17 protein-coding genes and 1 riboswitch are annotated in these 15859 nt (G+C 46.2%); of the genes, 13 read left to right on the top strand and 4 right to left on the bottom strand.

What is annotated here, in order from left to right:
* Positions 1-36: 36 nt before the first annotated feature.
* Positions 37-678: an OmpA family protein gene (locus tag IM753_RS06665; protein ID WP_062500313.1), complete on the bottom strand. Its 642-nt coding sequence runs from the start codon at positions 676-678 to the stop codon at positions 37-39.
* Positions 679-1511: 833 nt separating this feature from the next.
* Between IM753_RS06665 and IM753_RS06660 the strand changes: the two genes are divergently transcribed.
* The 5 genes from IM753_RS06660 (at position 1512) to minE (ending at position 6145) form a co-directional block, all read left to right on the top strand.
* A complete protein-coding gene (locus IM753_RS06660; protein ID WP_065255253.1) occupies positions 1512-2465 on the top strand; it encodes an acyltransferase in 954 nt (317 codons plus the stop codon).
* Between the two features lie 107 nt (positions 2466-2572).
* Positions 2573-3679: a hypothetical protein gene (locus IM753_RS06655; RefSeq protein ID WP_083108239.1), complete on the top strand. Its 1107-nt coding sequence runs from the start codon at positions 2573-2575 to the stop codon at positions 3677-3679.
* Positions 3680-3814: 135 nt separating this feature from the next.
* A complete protein-coding gene (minC, locus tag IM753_RS06650) occupies positions 3815-4597 on the top strand; it encodes a septum site-determining protein MinC (RefSeq protein WP_065255295.1) in 783 nt (260 codons plus the stop codon).
* Between the two features lie 455 nt (positions 4598-5052).
* On the top strand, positions 5053-5868 hold the full coding sequence (gene minD, locus IM753_RS06645) for a septum site-determining protein MinD (RefSeq protein WP_062500703.1): 816 nt from the start codon (positions 5053-5055) through the stop codon (positions 5866-5868).
* A 1-nt stretch (position 5869) separates the two neighbouring features.
* Positions 5870-6145, top strand: coding sequence for a cell division topological specificity factor MinE (gene minE, locus IM753_RS06640; protein ID WP_029103917.1), 276 nt, complete (start codon positions 5870-5872; stop codon positions 6143-6145).
* Positions 6146-6237: 92 nt separating this feature from the next.
* Here minE and IM753_RS06635 read toward each other — a convergent pair whose 3' ends face one another.
* Positions 6238-6786 carry a Sua5/YciO/YrdC/YwlC family protein gene (locus tag IM753_RS06635; RefSeq protein WP_194108959.1) on the bottom strand — a complete coding sequence of 183 codons (549 nt, stop codon included), beginning with the start codon at positions 6784-6786 and terminating at the stop codon, positions 6238-6240.
* 27 nt (positions 6787-6813) lie between these two features.
* Positions 6814-7536, bottom strand: a complete 723-nt coding sequence (locus IM753_RS06630) for an elongation factor P hydroxylase (protein WP_194108958.1) — start codon at positions 7534-7536, stop codon at positions 6814-6816.
* A gap of 109 nt (positions 7537-7645) precedes the next feature.
* On the opposite strand from IM753_RS06630, the gene IM753_RS06625 reads away from it, so the two are divergent.
* From IM753_RS06625 to IM753_RS06595, 7 genes are all read left to right on the top strand, one after another.
* Positions 7646-8197 carry a DUF177 domain-containing protein gene (locus IM753_RS06625; RefSeq protein ID WP_194108957.1) on the top strand — a complete coding sequence of 184 codons (552 nt, stop codon included), beginning with the start codon at positions 7646-7648 and terminating at the stop codon, positions 8195-8197.
* Positions 8198-8373: 176 nt separating this feature from the next.
* A complete protein-coding gene (gene rpmF, locus IM753_RS06620; RefSeq protein ID WP_029103914.1) occupies positions 8374-8556 on the top strand; it encodes a 50S ribosomal protein L32 in 183 nt (60 codons plus the stop codon).
* A gap of 492 nt (positions 8557-9048) precedes the next feature.
* On the top strand, positions 9049-9996 hold the full coding sequence (gene fabD / locus IM753_RS06615; RefSeq protein ID WP_194108956.1) for an ACP S-malonyltransferase: 948 nt from the start codon (positions 9049-9051) through the stop codon (positions 9994-9996).
* Positions 9986-10714 (top strand): 3-oxoacyl-ACP reductase FabG, encoded by a 729-nt coding sequence (gene fabG, locus IM753_RS06610; protein WP_029103912.1) that lies wholly within the window; start codon positions 9986-9988, stop codon positions 10712-10714. The genes fabD and fabG overlap by 11 nt, the downstream gene beginning before the upstream one ends.
* Positions 10715-10871: 157 nt before the next feature.
* The gene (gene acpP, locus IM753_RS06605) at positions 10872-11105 is read left to right on the top strand and encodes an acyl carrier protein (RefSeq protein ID WP_029103911.1); all 234 of its coding nucleotides are present in this window, start codon (positions 10872-10874) and stop codon (positions 11103-11105) included.
* Between the two features lie 488 nt (positions 11106-11593).
* The gene (gene lysM, locus IM753_RS06600; RefSeq protein WP_062498365.1) at positions 11594-12088 is read left to right on the top strand and encodes a peptidoglycan-binding protein LysM; all 495 of its coding nucleotides are present in this window, start codon (positions 11594-11596) and stop codon (positions 12086-12088) included.
* A gap of 108 nt (positions 12089-12196) precedes the next feature.
* A riboswitch (TPP riboswitch) is annotated at positions 12197-12289 on the top strand.
* A gap of 85 nt (positions 12290-12374) precedes the next feature.
* Positions 12375-13616, top strand: a complete 1242-nt coding sequence (locus IM753_RS06595; RefSeq protein WP_194108955.1) for an NRAMP family divalent metal transporter — start codon at positions 12375-12377, stop codon at positions 13614-13616.
* A gap of 336 nt (positions 13617-13952) precedes the next feature.
* Here the strand turns inward: IM753_RS06595 and coaE are convergent, their stop codons facing one another.
* Positions 13953-14600, bottom strand: coding sequence for a dephospho-CoA kinase (gene coaE, locus IM753_RS06590; RefSeq protein WP_194108954.1), 648 nt, complete (start codon positions 14598-14600; stop codon positions 13953-13955).
* A gap of 205 nt (positions 14601-14805) precedes the next feature.
* On the opposite strand from coaE, the gene tsaD reads away from it, so the two are divergent.
* Complete coding sequence (gene tsaD, locus IM753_RS06585; protein ID WP_065255260.1) at positions 14806-15846, top strand: tRNA (adenosine(37)-N6)-threonylcarbamoyltransferase complex transferase subunit TsaD; 1041 nt, start codon at positions 14806-14808, stop codon at positions 15844-15846.
* Positions 15847-15859 lie beyond the last annotated feature (13 nt).

Here is a 15859-nt window from a genome sequence, read left to right as displayed (position 1 = left end):
TACATGACCTGTTTTGGTTTACCCAAAGGGATAAAATTAGTTCACGCTTTGTGGGGCTAGGATGGTTAGCTCAACACGACGGTTTGGTTCGTATCTGCTACCAAATTGAGTGGTTGCACCATGTCCGATGGCATCAATGCGGTATGAATTAACACCACGACCTACCAAATAGTTGGCAACAGCAGAGGCACGATTTTGTGATAGTACCTGATTAAAATTGGCATTGCCTTCAATGGAGGCATAACCATTGACCATCACTGTGGTTTGGTCATACTGATTGAGTGTCTGAGCCACCTGATTTAGTGTGCCATATGAGCTAGACTTAATGTCGTATCTGCCAACATCAAAGGTAATCGCCTCTGGGATGGATAGGTTAATGTTATTGGTAACAGGGTCTCTTTGAACCTCAATGCCTGTGCCTGCGGTTTGCTCTTTGAGTTTGGCTTCTTGACGACTCATATAAGCACCAACACCTGCACCGAGTGCCGCACCGATGGCAGCATCACGACCTGTGTGTTCGCCACCTGTTGCCTTAGAGATGGCAGCACCTAGGGCAGCACCGCCCAACGCACCAAGACCCGTTTGTCTTGTGGTGTCGTTCATGCCTGTGCCAGTACTGGCACAACCTGCCAAAATCATACTTGCAGAAACGGCGGTGATGGTAAGAATTTTTTTCATAAAATACTCCTATGAGAGATGGTAAATTTAAAATCCCCAAAGTGGCTTGGACTTGATTTTGATATGGGTGTTTAGATATTAAAATCTAAACAGGTGTTTAAACATATTTAAACCAAGCCCAAACCATTTGATGAGACTATTATGCCGTAAAAAACTCTCTTATTTGTTATAAGTATGTAGTTAATCGGTTATTTTAATTGTAAAAATGGACTGGTATTTTGCACAATCGCCCTAAAATAGGGGCAATTCTTACAGGAAAATGCATAAAATTTTGGTAAAATTGTATCAAAATTTGTCAAAATGGGCGGTTTTTACCATGATTTTTGACTATTTTGGTAGTAGTCTAAAAAGTATGCTGAACTAGGTTTTCCGTTCGCCCTGAGCCTGCCTGCGGGTAGGAAAACCATTAGGTTTCCCAAGCTCGCCACGAACGGTTTTCTTTGTAGCATACTTTTTGAACCAGGGCCTCTATTTTAAATAATAATGATGGTAAAATCGGCTTATTTGTTTTCAAAGTCATTTTTTTAAAAAAGCCTTTGAAAACTTTGATAATTTTTAATTATTTTTTAATAGACTTCTTTCCAAACCCTGATTTTTATGGATTTTTAAAAACTTCAACCCCAATACTTATAAGGGTTTATTTTTAGTTTGGAAAGAGATTTAATTATTTTTTGATGTTTTTGATTATTTTGATAAAAATTTGCTAAAATAGTGCATGGTAATACACTCATTATCAGGCGACATTGGGGTGCGGTATGGCATTTTTTCTGATGGGTTGATGATGAGTAGATTTTGACACAAATTGTTACATTTATCCAATAAGCGGTTTTCATATGCATAAAAATAACCCTAATACCACATCTTTTTTTCAAAAAATCCATGACAAACACCCCAAACTTGCCCAAAAACTCCGCCTAGGTACGGGGCTTGGGACGATGGTCGCCAACAGCGTGGCAATCAGCGTGCCGTTATATGGGGCGGGGCTTGCCAAGACATTGCTCGGTTCAAAGCAGGGCGACAAGGCGGTGCTGTCTATCGCCAACCACTGGATTAACACCAACAACCGCCTGCTAGATACACTCATGCCAGAGCGTGACTGGCGGATATCGGTGCCTGATGACCTAAAAAAAGACGGACGGTATCTGCTCGTGTGCAATCATCAGTCGTGGGTGGACACGAGTGTGGTGCAGTATGTGAGCGAGTCACGGTTGCCGATTACCCGATTTTTTGCCAAGCATGAACTGCTCTATATTCCTATCGTGGGGCAGGCGTTTTATTTTTTGGACTTTCCGATGATGAAACGCCACTCCAAGGCACAAATCGCCAAAAACCCTGCCCTTGCCACTCGGGATTTGGAAGAAGCCAGACGTGCCTGCGGACTGCTCGCTGATAAGCCATTTGTTCTGCTCAACTACCTAGAAGGCACACGGTTTAGTAAGGACAAGCACGCCCGCCAAAACTCGCCTTATCAGCACCTATTAAAGCCCAAAGCAGGAGGTTTTGCCTTAGCCATTGCCAGTTTGGGTGATAAGATAGACGGCATATTGGACATGACGGTGGTCTATCCTGATGGTGTGCCTGACTATGGCGAGCTGTGGGCAGGTAAGATGACCCGTTTGGGGGTGGACATTCGTCATCTGGACATGGATGAGCGGTTATTTACCGATTTAAAAGACGGTAAATACGACAGTGATGAGACGGTCAAGGCGGAGCTGTTTGACTTTTTGGATAAGGTGTGGACTGCCAAAGATGAGCGAGTTGGGCAAATGATGAGTGAGTTTGAGTAGGTCTAAATAAAAGTGGGGCTAAATAATGAGAAAACCAAACCTTTTAAAACTGCCCAAAAAGTTTTACAATACCCCAATGTTTACAAGTTTAATCATAGCAAAACACCATGAGTAGCAAACACACCCCCCATTTGTCCGACCTAGAAATCCCCCAACCCTCTGATGTGCCAGATGATGTCATTCCGCTCTTTGGCACGGACAAAGACGAGCGAGAGCCGACCGCTAAGCAAAGTCGCACCAAAATCATCTACGATGTCGGCATGCTTATCCTGCTGGTTATTGACCTGTGTTTGATATTTGCCGATAACATTTTGATGAGCGGACTTGTGACCAAACTTGCCGAGTGGGGCGGATTTAGTGGCATGCTCAGTGCCTATCAAGCGACTTATCATGTGAGCTTATCCGCCATTGGGGGGATGTTTACGCTGTTTTGGGTGAGTGAGCTGTTGGTGCGGTGGCTACTTGCCATCAAGCGTCGCACTTATTATCGCTGGTTCTTTTTTCCCTTTGTGCATTGGTATGAAGTGCTGGCATGTTTTCCCATACTTCGTGCGTTAAGACTGCTGCGAGCAGGGATTATCATCAAACGCTTGCATGACACAGGCGTGATGGTCATTCCTAAAAAGTGGATAACATCTGCCCAGTTTTATTATCATGTCATCTTAGAGGAACTCTCTGACCGAGTGATTTTGACCGCCATTGATAACTTTCGTGAGCAGATGGCACAGTCCAAGACACATGGCACGCTGATTCAGGCGACCATTGACCGTAACCGTGCCGAGTTTGAGAGTGTGATGCTTGATTTGCTTCGCCGTGAGCTTGCCCCGAAGTTACAGCAGGCGTTTTTGGCACAGACAGGGCAACAGCTCTCGCATGACATCGGCACGTCCGTTGAGCAGGCACTGCTTGACACGCCTGAGCTAAGACGTTATCTTAAACTCATTCCCATCGCAGGGGGCATGATAGAGTCGCAGATTACGAGTGTGGGTCGTCATATTGGTGAGAATGTTACCATGGCGCTCAATGAGCATTTGTTTGATGAAAAAACCCTAGACGCCCTGATGGTCAATGTCGCCAAAGGGGTGGCAGGCATTGATACCACACACCCACAACTACAAAAGCTCGTGAGTGGGGTGATTGATGACGCTCTAAATGCCTTTGAAAAGCAAGTCAAAGTCCAGCAGTGGAAACACAAAGAGCAGTTACATTTATAAAACGGGTTGTTATGTCACCAAATAAAACCACGCCACTCATCACCAAAAATGCCAAAATCGCCACCCAAAGGCGATGATTTTGCCCCAAAACACCAAAAAAATGGTAAAATTGGCAAAATTTTAGGTGATGATGTTATGAAACCGATTACTTTATTTGGCAAAATGCTCAGTTTTAGCCGTCTAAAACTGCACACTGACGACCTGACCGCCATTCAAGATGAACTAAGTGTTCTATTAAAAGACAACACGTCCGTGCCTGTGGTGCTAGACAGTGAGTGTAAGCTTGATTTGTCGGCATTGGTTGAGATGTTGTGGCAGATGGGCGTACAGCCGATAGGCGTGGTTGATGGTGTATTAAGCGAGCAGGCAAATGCCCTACGATTGGCGAGCTTTCCTGCTGATGGTAAACGTATGGAACGCATTTTGCCAGTTGACTCACATTTTGCCCCAACGTCAAAAACAAGTAGTGTGGATAATAATGCCCCATCATCACAATCTCAATCATCACAACTAAAATCATCAGAGCAAGCAGGCGAGTTTAGCAATCGGCCTACACCCCAAACCATCCCCCAGCAAGAGCAAGGTGTAACCAGTAGAGTGCATGGTCAAATGCTTCGTTCAGGTCAGAGTTTACAACACTTAGGTGGCGATTTAATCATCATCGGTGGGGTAAACAATGGTGCAGAGGCCATTACCGATAACAGTTTGCACATTTATGGGCATGGACAAGGGCGACTGGTTGCTGGGGCGACAGGCGACAAACACGCTCGTATTTTTTGCCAAAAGTTCAACCCCACGTTGATCTCGGTGGCAGGCACCTACTGCCTAAGCGACGCCATTCCGCTTGAGATGATAGATAAGGCGGTGCAAGTCAGCTATGATGAAGATAAGGGGCTTATCTTTACGCTCATGGCGTGATGGGTTTGGTTTATCATTGTTCAGGGCATGTTGAACCTTTATAACACAATTTAAAATTTAGAAATTTTATAGAAATAAAATGGTGTCTTTGCATGAAAAATGGCTATCCGACCACTTAATTTAAAAAATTAAGTTAAAACTCTTAAAATTTACACGATTAAGTGGTCGGATTGTTTTTCATCGTCAAAAGCTTGTTTGATAGAACGACTATCAAACTTCACTTTTTCCTTGAAAAACGTGCGATTTTTCGTGATTTTCATTGCAAATACAAAAGTTCAACATGCCCTAAAATTATGGTAAAATAGATAAATTTTTTCTAAATCTTAACTGGTAGTAAATCATTGATGAATAGGGTAAAAATAACAGCAATGATAAAAAAGACAGTTGAGCACAAAGTATTTTTTAAATTGCTAAATTGATAAATGTAGTAATACCAAATTATAAGGAGTTGCCCTGTGGCAAAAATCATCGTAGTAACATCAGGTAAAGGCGGTGTGGGTAAGACCACCACCAGTGCGTCTTTTGGGGCGGGTCTTGCAGAGCGTGGTTATAAGACGGTCATCATCGACTTTGACGTGGGTTTGCGTAACCTTGACCTTATCATGGGCTGTGAGAACCGCATTGTCTATGACTTTGTGGATGTCATCAGTGGTAATGCCAAGCTCTCACAAGCACTGGTCAAAGACAAACAGCAGGAAAATCTGTACATCTTACCTGCCTCGCAAACCCGTGATAAAGACGCCTTAACCGATGAAGGCGTGGCAGCGGTCATGAAAGAGCTGTCTGATGAGCTGGGCTTTGACTACATCATCTGCGACAGTCCAGCAGGGATTGAGCGTGGGGCACAGCTTGCCATGTATCACGCCGATGAAGCTTTGATTGTCACCAACCCAGAAGTATCGAGCGTGCGAGATTCTGACCGTATCATTGGTATCTTGCAGTCTCGCACCAAACGTGTCGAAGAAGGAGGTAGCGTCAAAGAACATCTCATCATTACTCGCTACAACCCAGAGCGTGCCGCTCACGGTGAGATGATGGACATTGATGACATTGCCAATGACATTCTAAAAGTGCCACTCATCGGCGTCATTCCAGAGTCGAATGCTGTGCTAGAAGCGTCAAACCACGGTCAGCCTGTCATTTATTTTAAAGACTCGGCAGCAGGTCAATGCTATGATGACATCGTGGCACGATTCTTGGGTGAAAACCGTCCTTTGCGTCACATTGATGTCAAAAAGAAAGGTTTCTTTGCTAAGTTGTTCGGGGGCTGATATGAAAAAAGGATTTTGGAGTACGTTATTTGGTGGGGGCGATGAGCCAACCAGTGCGTCTATCGCCAAAGACCGCCTAAAAGTCATCGTCGCAAGCCACGACCGCCTAAACACTCGCCTAACCCCTGAGCGTGTGGATGAGATGAAGCGTGAGATTTTGGCGGTGGTTAATAAATTCATCAGTGGCGTACAGATTGACGATGTTAATATCAAACAGCGTCATGAAGAGAGCCTTGATGTGCTTGAAATGAACATCAATTTGCCTGACCGTAAATAACAGGCAAGACGGATAAAAAGGTGCGATTTGCACCTTTTTTGTTTTTTAAAATTGGTATTTGGGTTTTAAAAATCTACCAATAAAAACAAATCCTAACCCGTCAAATCAACCACGCTTATCTCAACATCATCAATCACGCCCACATCCACAAAGATGTCTGCTTGTGAGTCTAATTTGTCCGTGATGTCATAATGCTCGCTGACAGGCTCGCCTTGATAGACGAGTGGGGCGATAAAAAACGGCTCGCCAATTTGTTCTAACAATGCCGTCATCACGGGCGTGGCAGATGTGGTAAAGCGAAGTGATTTTTTGCTGATGATTTTTTTATTGACCGCTTTGGTTGGCTCCAAGATAAAGGCGTGCTGGGGTGTAAAGTCGCTTTTTAGGGTGCGAAAAGCGTCATTTGCCACGACCGCCACATCCGACAGCTGACTGATGTTTTGACACACCAACAGCAAATCAGACTCATCCGACCCCACACGCACCAAGCGTTCAAAGGCGTCTTTGGCACTCATCCCAAAGGCGAAACGGTAGCCACACTCGGTCGGTATGATGATGACTTTGCCCGATGATAAGGCAGTTGCCGTTTCGTCTATCAGACGGGGTTGGGGGTTGTCAGGGTGGATGTAGAGTGTTTTCATGGATTGTCCTTATAAACTGATAATGTGTTAGATGGATTTGTGGGATAAATGATATTTACAAATCACCCCCTGCCTTGCCATATTCATGTCTAAACACACCCAAATCAGGCGTTTGGCATCTTTGGATAAAGGGTGAGACGGTGCGTGTGGATTTTGCAAATAGGCATGAGCTTGGGCGTACACGTCTGTGGCAAAGGTGCTGTTTGATGTGTCAAAATCGGCATTTAGGTTGTCCGCTGAGACATAAAAATACCGCCCCAACGCCAATGACAGCAGGCATTCGATGGCTTGGGGTTTGATTTCTACCTTCTCAAACTGGCGTTGGGTCATCTCATCTCGCCCGTCAGGGCAGTACCAATAGCCAAAATCATCAAGTCCCCTGCGTGTTGCCCCTGCCACGCACCAATGACTTATCTCATGCAACGCACTTTGGAAGAACCCATGAGCGAACTCAATGCGGGCAGGCATGCCGTCTTTGCTGGCAAAGTATTCAGGTTCGCTCTCGCCACGCACGAGCAGGGTCGGCATGGCACTGTGCTGGTAGAGATGGTTAAATAGGGCGATGAGCCAGTCGGTCTGTTCATGCTCATCATCGCTTAGGGTTTGCCACGTCCGTTTTAGCGTGCGATATGTCTCATCAAAACGGCACACGTCTGCCACGCACGCCTGTATGGTTTTGTCATCATAAAAGGCTTGCCAAAGTGATGTTTGGGCGTGCAGACCCAGCTTGCTAAAATCAGTGGTGCTCATGGGGTTTATCTGAATCTAAAAACAAAAATTATACCACGCCCCACAAATTTTGCGTGAATTTTGGCAGGTTTTATGAAATAATAAGCCAAATTTTTATGATGAAGACAAGATGACCGCACCCATGAACCAATCAGGCACACTGCCCCAAAACATCGCCTTTGACAAATGGGCAGACATCGGCTTTACATGGCAGGGCGATGTTCCTATGACTGCCTTGCCACGCCTAGCAGGGCAGGTTATCGCTAGTGGTGATTTGCTAAGCGTTGCCTTGACGCTCGCCCGACAAGACAAAATCCTGTGGCTAACCTATGATGTCAAAGCGACGCTGTCCGTGGCGTGCCAACGCTGTCTTGACCCCATGCCTGTGGATGTCTCGGGCAATTACCGCATGGCAATCTTAGACAGCGAAAATAAAATTGGCTACCTAAATGCCCTAGATGAGACGGCAGATTATGTCCTGTTAGATGAGGTTTGTCTTGATGATAAAAAAATGATTCCTGTGGCGGACATGCTAGAAGATGAGTTGTTGCTTGCCATTCCGCTCTCGCCACGCCATGATGATTGTGATATGCATACAGACAGCGTGGGCGACGTGGCGGATGAACCTGCCGAGAATCCCTTTGCTGTGTTGGGGCAGTTAAAGGGCAAGCTGTCGGGTTAAGCCAATATTTTGTAAATTTTGCAAAAATGGGCTTTTAAAATGTCAAATTTTTGGTATAATAGGGCGTTTAATGTATCTGCACCCATTTGATTAGGCGAAAATGATGCTACCGCCACAGATACCCACTTTCATTTAAATTTGGCAGTCATTTGCCGTACTTTATTTTAGGAGCTATCATGGCAGTTCAACAAAACCGCAAAAGCCGTTCACGCCGTGATATGCGTCGTTCTCACGACCGTATCAGCGTTGCTACTCTAAGCATTGATTCTACCACTGGCGAAAAACACATTCGTCACCATGCGACCAAAGACGGTTTTTACCGTGGTCGTCAGCTATTTAAAGTAGCCGCCGAAAGCTAATTTGTTTGGATTTACCTTGTAAATACCGAATCTGGCCAAGTTTCATGACCCATGAGCTTGGCTTTTTATTTAAAATCTCTTTAAATTATCCTCCGTTGCCGTAAACCTGCGACTTTGGGCGGTGGATATAAGACAATTGTTAAATGCGATAAGTTTTGCTATACTCATCTCACTATATTCAATGTCTTACATTCCACAGTTAAGTTAAGACTAAATTGCGAGTACGCAGTAACTTAACTGGTAAGACGTTTTTAAACACACACTTAAGCTAATTTGTGTCTATGACAATCCTAACAGTAGGATTAGCTTAAAATAAGAACCTAAGATGTACGGTGTGTCGTACGGGCGGTTGCCACTATCTTAGGCTTGCGGTGGGGCTTCACCGTCTTGTAGAAGGAATCCCCGCACTTAGGGCGGGGAGGAAGTCAAGGTAAAATGTTTGGTTCATCAGCCTGATGAATGTTTGATAAAAAATGGTGTAAATGGTGTAACATGACAACAAAACGTGTGGCAGTGATTTTCCCCGGTCAAGGCTCGCAGACCATTGGCATGATGGATGAGCTTGCCGAGCATTTTAGTGTGGTAAAGACTACGTTTGACGAAGCAAGTGGTGCGTTGGGCGTGGATTTGTGGGAGATAACCCATGATGAGAGTCGCCTAAACAAGACCGAATTTACTCAGCCTGCTCTGCTTACGGCGAGCGTGGCGATTTGGCAGATTGTCAAAGACAAACTGTCAGCACAGGGAATAACACCGCTGTGTTTGGCAGGGCATTCGCTCGGTGAGTACTCGGCATTGGTGGCAAGTGGCGTGCTTAGCCTGACAGATGCGGTCAAGCTTGTGCATGAGCGTGGTAAGCTCATGACAAGGGCGGTGGCAGGGATAGATACGCAGATGGCGGCGGTGCTAGGATTAGATGATGAGCAGGTCGCCAGTCTGTGCGAAGATGCTACCGAAAACGCAGGCATTGTAGGTCCTGCCAACTTTAATAGCCCTGGTCAAGTGGTGATTGCAGGCACACAAGTGGGTGTGAGCCATGTGCTGTCAGCGGTAGAAGCACTGGGCAAAAAGGCGGTGCCACTCAAAGTCTCTGTGCCATCGCACTGTGAGCTGATGAACCCTGCCAGTGATGCATTGGCAAAACTTTTGGATGAGACCGAATTTGCCACCGCCCAAATCCCCGTCATCCAAAACCGTCATGCCCAAGTGCATAAGCATGCCAACGACATCAAGACCGCCTTGACCGAACAGTTATCCATGCCGGTGTTGTGGTCACAAACCATGCAAAAACTTGCCGATAAACAAATCGATGTTGTGATTGAATGCGGGCCGGGCAATGTCCTATCCAACCTTGCCAAACGCCAAGAGACACCGATTGTCGCTTTGCCGACGGACAAATTAGCACGTTTAGAAAAATTGGAGCAATTAGATGAGTCGTAAGATTATCCTAGTCACAGGGGCGAGCCGTGGTATCGGACGTGCCATTGCCGAGCAGTTTGCCAGCGAAGGGCATTTTGTCATTGGCACCGCCACCAGCGAGCGTGGGGCAGAAGCGATAGAAGAGTATCTGTCTGAGTCGGGCGGTATCGGGCGTGTGCTTGATGTCTGTGATGATGCGGCGATTGATAAGCTCTTTGAAGAGATTGATAGTGTGTATGGTTCGGTCAATGTACTGGTCAATAACGCAGGCATTACCAAAGATGGTCTGCTCATGCGAATGAAAGATGAAGACTGGGCGAGCGTGCTTGACACCAACTTGACCGCCATCTATCGCATGAGTCGCCGTGCGGTGCGTGGCATGATGAAAGCCCGCTCTGGACGTATCATTAACGTCACATCCGTGGTCGGGCAGATGGGTAATGCAGGTCAGACCAACTATGCCGCGTCCAAGGCAGGCGTGGAGGGCTTTACCCGTGCGTTGGCTCGTGAGATTGGCTCTCGTGGCGTAACGGTAAACTGTGTCGCTCCTGGCTTTGTAGAGACAGACATGACCGAAGAGCTAGACGAGCGTTTGGTAAACTCCATGTTGGACGCTGTACCGCTTGGGCGTATGGCTCAGCCTGAGGAGATTGCCGCGGCGGTGTCGTTTTTGGCAAGTGATGGGGCAAGCTACATCACTGGCGAAGTGCTGGCGGTCAATGGTGGCATGTACATGTGATTTGTCACGTGTACGTCACGATTTTATGTAAATTTGTGAACGAGCGTACTAATAGCACTTGCACAAATGACAAAAATGTTTTATCATACACAAGTTTTCAGTCATCAAATCATTGGTGCTGATTTTCTTAAATTCCCATGTTAAAAAGGATACTCTTATGAGCGATATCGAAGCCAAAGTAAAAGCAGCCGTTGCTGAGCAACTTAGCCTAAATGCTGACGAGATTAACAATGCAGCGTCTTTCATGGACGACCTAGGTGCAGACTCTCTTGACCTAGTGGAGCTTGTGATGGCGTTTGAAAATGAGTTTGGTATTACCATTCCCGACGAAGATTCAGCTGAGCTGACCACTGTTCAAAAAGCCATTGACTACGTGTCTGCCAAAGTATAAGCCAGGCAGAAGTCAAACACACACCACTTTTTAGTTTTAAAAAGTGGTTTTTTATGTCATTAGGGCGCGCCTGCCTTTTATGTTTGTAATGAAAAATGCCTGTTTAAAAAAGCAGGGGAATCGCCCGTTTTTCAAGGAAAAAACGCAGGTTGATAGTCATTCTATCAAGCAAGTTTTTGACGATGAAAAACAATCCGACCACTTAAACTGGGTAAATTTTTAAGATTTTTTACTTAATTTTTTAAATTTAAGTGGTCGGATAGCCATTTTTCATGCAAAAGCATCATTTTATTGCTATAAAATTTCTGAATATTAAATTGTGTTATAAAGGGTAGGCATGCCCTACATAAGTATAACAATTTTACGCATAAATACAGTGCAAATTTTTATCATTTTATACTAAGATAGCAGGGAGTTTAAGGATGGTTGCTAGACAAACCATGCTAAACGTCAACACACTTTCTATCAAATCCAAATAAGGAGCCATCATGGGTATTTTTAGTTTTGCCAAAGACATCGGCGATAAAGTATTTAACCGCAATAAAAAAGAGCAATCAGCCCCAACAACCCCTACACCAACAACATCAGCTCCTGCTGAGCCTAGCGCCCAAGAGATTGCCAATTTGCTGTTGGCTCGTGTGCAAGCTAATGCTAATATCACTGGCTTAAAGGTCAACTATAATGGTAATACTGATACGGTTGTCCTGTCAGGTATGGCCGCATCGCAAGCCGACCGTGAAAAAGCGGTGCTTGCTGCCGGTAACGTTCAGCACGTCGCCCAAGTGGACGACCAATTAACTGTGGCAACCCCAGAGCCTGAGTCTCGTTTTTATACCGTCAAATCAGGCGATACCTTATCTAAAATCGCCAAAGAAATGTACGGCAATGCCAACGAGTACAACAAAATCTTTGAAGCGAACCAACCGCTACTATCTCACCCTGACAAAATCTATGTGGGTCAAGTGTTGCGTATCCCTGCCTAATATGACGGCATGAATGATAAACACCTTGATGGCTATCAAGGTGTTTTTTTATGCTAAAAATTGGCAAAATGATATTGTCAAGCTGGGTGAAATTTTATACAATAACCGCTCCATTAGTCGGGGTGCTGTCCATGACGGCTGAGAAATACCCGTGAACCTGATACAGTTAATACTGGCGTAGGAAACTAATCGTGTCATTCTTATTGTCTTTATCCTTGGTGGTCATCATCAGGGTAGTTTTTGGTGTGGACGGTCATGGGTTGCCCTTTATTTATCGGGGTTTATCATGACAACCAAACTCACTACTTTATCCACACCGCCCAAATCCGCATTTTTTAGCCAGTATGGACCTGGTATCATCATGGCGTCGTCCTGTGTGGGCGGTTCGCACATTATTGCGTCCACACAAGCAGGCGTGTATTATGGCTGGCAATTGGCAGGGCTGATTGTGCTGGTCAATGCCTTAAAATATCCCTTTTTTCGCCTTGCCTTTGACTATGCCAACCAAAACGACAAAACGCTACTGGCAGGCTATGCCGAGCGTGGGCGTGGCTATCTCATGCTGTTTTTGGTGTTTAATATGTTCGCCACAGTCGTCAATGTCGCAGGGGGTACGCTACTGTCGGCGGTACTGCTTGGCATGATGATGGGACAGGGCGTGCCGTTGCCAATGTTAAATGCGATTATCATGATAAGTTTTGTGTGGCTCATCTTTGGCAAACAATACCAAAAACTTGACCACATCTCCAAATTTATCATGCTTGCCCTAAGTGTCATCACGCTGGTCGCCCTTGTCATGGTCATGGCAAATCCCACACCGTCTGCCCCTGTGTCGCCCCCGTCCCCATGGGTGTGGAGTGCCGTGCCGTTTTTGGTGGCACTGATGGGCTGGATGCCTGCTCCGATGGAGCTTAGTGTGTCAAGCTCGCTGTGGATTGCCGAAAAAAACAAAATCAACCCCGACTATAAGCACCGCTATCGCCGTGATTTTAATGTCAGCTATGCCGTGAGTGTGGTGCTGGCACTTATGTTTATGGCGTTGGGGGCGATGGTGGCGATAGGCGATGGCGAGCCGTTGCAAGGCGGTAAATTTGTCGGTGAGTTCGTGGGTATGTACGCCCACGCCATTGGCGAGTGGACACGTCTGCCCATGCTCTTTGTGGCGTTTGTGTGTATCTATGGTACGACAATCGTGGCGGTGGACGGCTATTCACGGGGCAATCAGCAGGCGGTGGCGATTTTACAAAACCGACCGCTTGATGACAACACCCAACAAAAACACCTTCGTTACTGGACATTAGGCTCGCTGTTGATGGCAGGGGTGGTCATTGGGCTGTTTGGGGGCATGGTGGGTAAGATGATTGCCTTTGCCATGACTTTGTCGTTTTTGTTCGCCCCTGTGTTTGCGTGGTTAAATTGGGGTTTACGGCATAAATGCTCGCCCCAACCTGTGTGGGTCAATGTGTTGGCGTATGTAGGACTGTTGTATCTCGTGGCGATGGTGGGGCTGTATTTGGGTAGTCGCTGAGCTGTCAACTTTTGTTTGGTGGTGGGGTGTATATCATGTACCAATATGATTTTTTATTTGGAAGGTGCGTGGTATGCACCTTGCTTTTTAACCGTATTTATGATTATAAAATGGCTAAAAAACAAAACCACAAACTTGGGGGAGTTTGTGGTTTCATAGGGGTTTTGCTACTTGCGTTATCCATAAGGGCTTCCATAATATCAGCGGTCTTCCATGTTGGCTTATCCATTTGCCATATCCTTGCTGATGGGTGTATTATGCCAAAATCTAGCCCCTAAGAAAATACGCCAATGTCATCAATGCGTGTAAGCATTTGCTTACAAGGTGCTTTTTAAATCATTTATCTTTTGCCAAATCATTTGCCATGGCCAGATATTTTTTATGTAATGCATTGATTTGGCGGTATAAATTATCCAAACTGCCTGTATTATCTATCACGTCATCGGCATAAGATAGGCGTATATCTCGGCGGATTTGCTTGTCAATGATTGCCAAAATGTCCTTATCGCTCTGTCCGTCTCGTCTGCTGGCTCGCTGTATTTGCAGCTCTATCGGCACGTCCACGATCAAAATCCTATCACAAAAAGCAGTCAAGCCTTTATCATCGTCTTTGATGCTCTCTAATAAAAGCGGGGCGGACAATATGGCGTAGGGGCTACTGGCGTGGTCAAGCTCGTGCTTGATTTGGGTGCGTATGGCAGGGTGGGTAATGGCGTTTAGCGTGGCAAGTTTGGCGGGGTCAGCAAAGACAAGCTCACGCAGGTAAGTGCGGTCAAGCACGCCGTCCGTGAGAATATCCGCCCCAAAGGCGTGGGCAAGCTCATCTAACACAGGCGAGCCTTTGGCGGTGATGGCATGGCTAATCACGTCAGCATCTATCACGTCTATGCCGAGCGTGGCAAAATGGTCGCTCACGGCAGTTTTTCCGCTACCGATACCGCCTGTTAAGCCGATGATAAGGGGGGATTTGGGAGTGGTTGGCATGGTTTGTCTTTTTAAATGATAAAAGGGTATTTAGTTTATAATAAAGGATGGGTAATTGGTAGGGGCGGATTGTGATTTTTAAATAATTTTAATCTTATCAATGATTTATAAAATAAAATTTAACATATTAAAAATCAAAAATCTTTATCCAAATGCCAATCATCTAAAAAATGCTATAATACCCCAAATTTTTGGAAAACAAATCATGAAAGTATTAGGTTTAGAAACGTCCTGCGATGAGACAGGGCTTGCCATTTATGATAGCGAGCTAAACGGCGGTCAAGGTGGGGTGCTGGCACAGGTGCTGTATAGCCAGATTGAGCTACACGCCACTTATGGTGGGGTCGTGCCTGAGCTTGCCAGTAGAGACCACATTCGTAAACTGGTACCACTGTTTAACGAACTCCTAGATAAGGCAAATATCGCCAAATCCGACATTGATGCGGTCGCCTACACCAAAGGACCCGGCTTGATTGGGGCACTCATGACAGGGGCGTTATTTGGGCGGACGCTTGCCTATGGGCTTGGTGTGCCTGCCATTGGCGTTCACCACATGGAAGGGCACCTGCTTGCTCCGATGATAGAAAATGATAAAGGGGTCAATTTCCCCTTTGTTTGTCTGCTCGTCTCGGGCGGTCATACCATGCTGGTGCGAGCAGACGGCGTGGGGCGGTATGAGATATTGGGCGAGAGTATTGATGATGCGGTGGGCGAGTGTTTTGATAAAACCGCCAAAATGCTCGGTCTGCCTTACCCCGGTGGGCCGAATGTGGAGCGACTTGCCAAAGGGGGTAATCCCCACGCCTATGACTTGCCACGCCCAATGATGGGTAAGGGGCTGGATTTTAGTTTTAGTGGCATGAAAACAGCCGTGCATAATCTGATTAAGGACACCAAAGGGAGCGACACCGACCCTGTGGTGCGGGCGGACATCTCGGCAAGTTTTCAGTATGCGGTGGTGGATACGCTGGTCAAAAAATGCACCAAAGCCCTAAAACAAACAGGGCTAAAACAACTGGTCATCGCAGGGGGTGTGTCTGCCAATGCGAGCCTACGCACGCATTTGGAGACCGCCCTTGCCAAAATGGGGGCGAGCGTGCATTATGCCCCCTTGCACCTATGCACCGACAACGGAGCGATGATAGCCTATGCAGGATATTGCCGTCTTAGCATGGGGCAGGCGGACGATTTGGCGGTGGCGTGCGTGCCACGATGGAGCATGGAGAGTTTGGCGGTAGAGTCATGACCGCCCTGCCACG

The sequence above is a fragment of the Moraxella sp. K127 genome, assembly GCF_015223095.1.
In the GTDB taxonomy this organism is placed as follows: Bacteria; Pseudomonadota; Gammaproteobacteria; order Pseudomonadales; family Moraxellaceae; genus Moraxella.
This window is presented reverse-complemented; position numbering and strand designations above follow the sequence as displayed.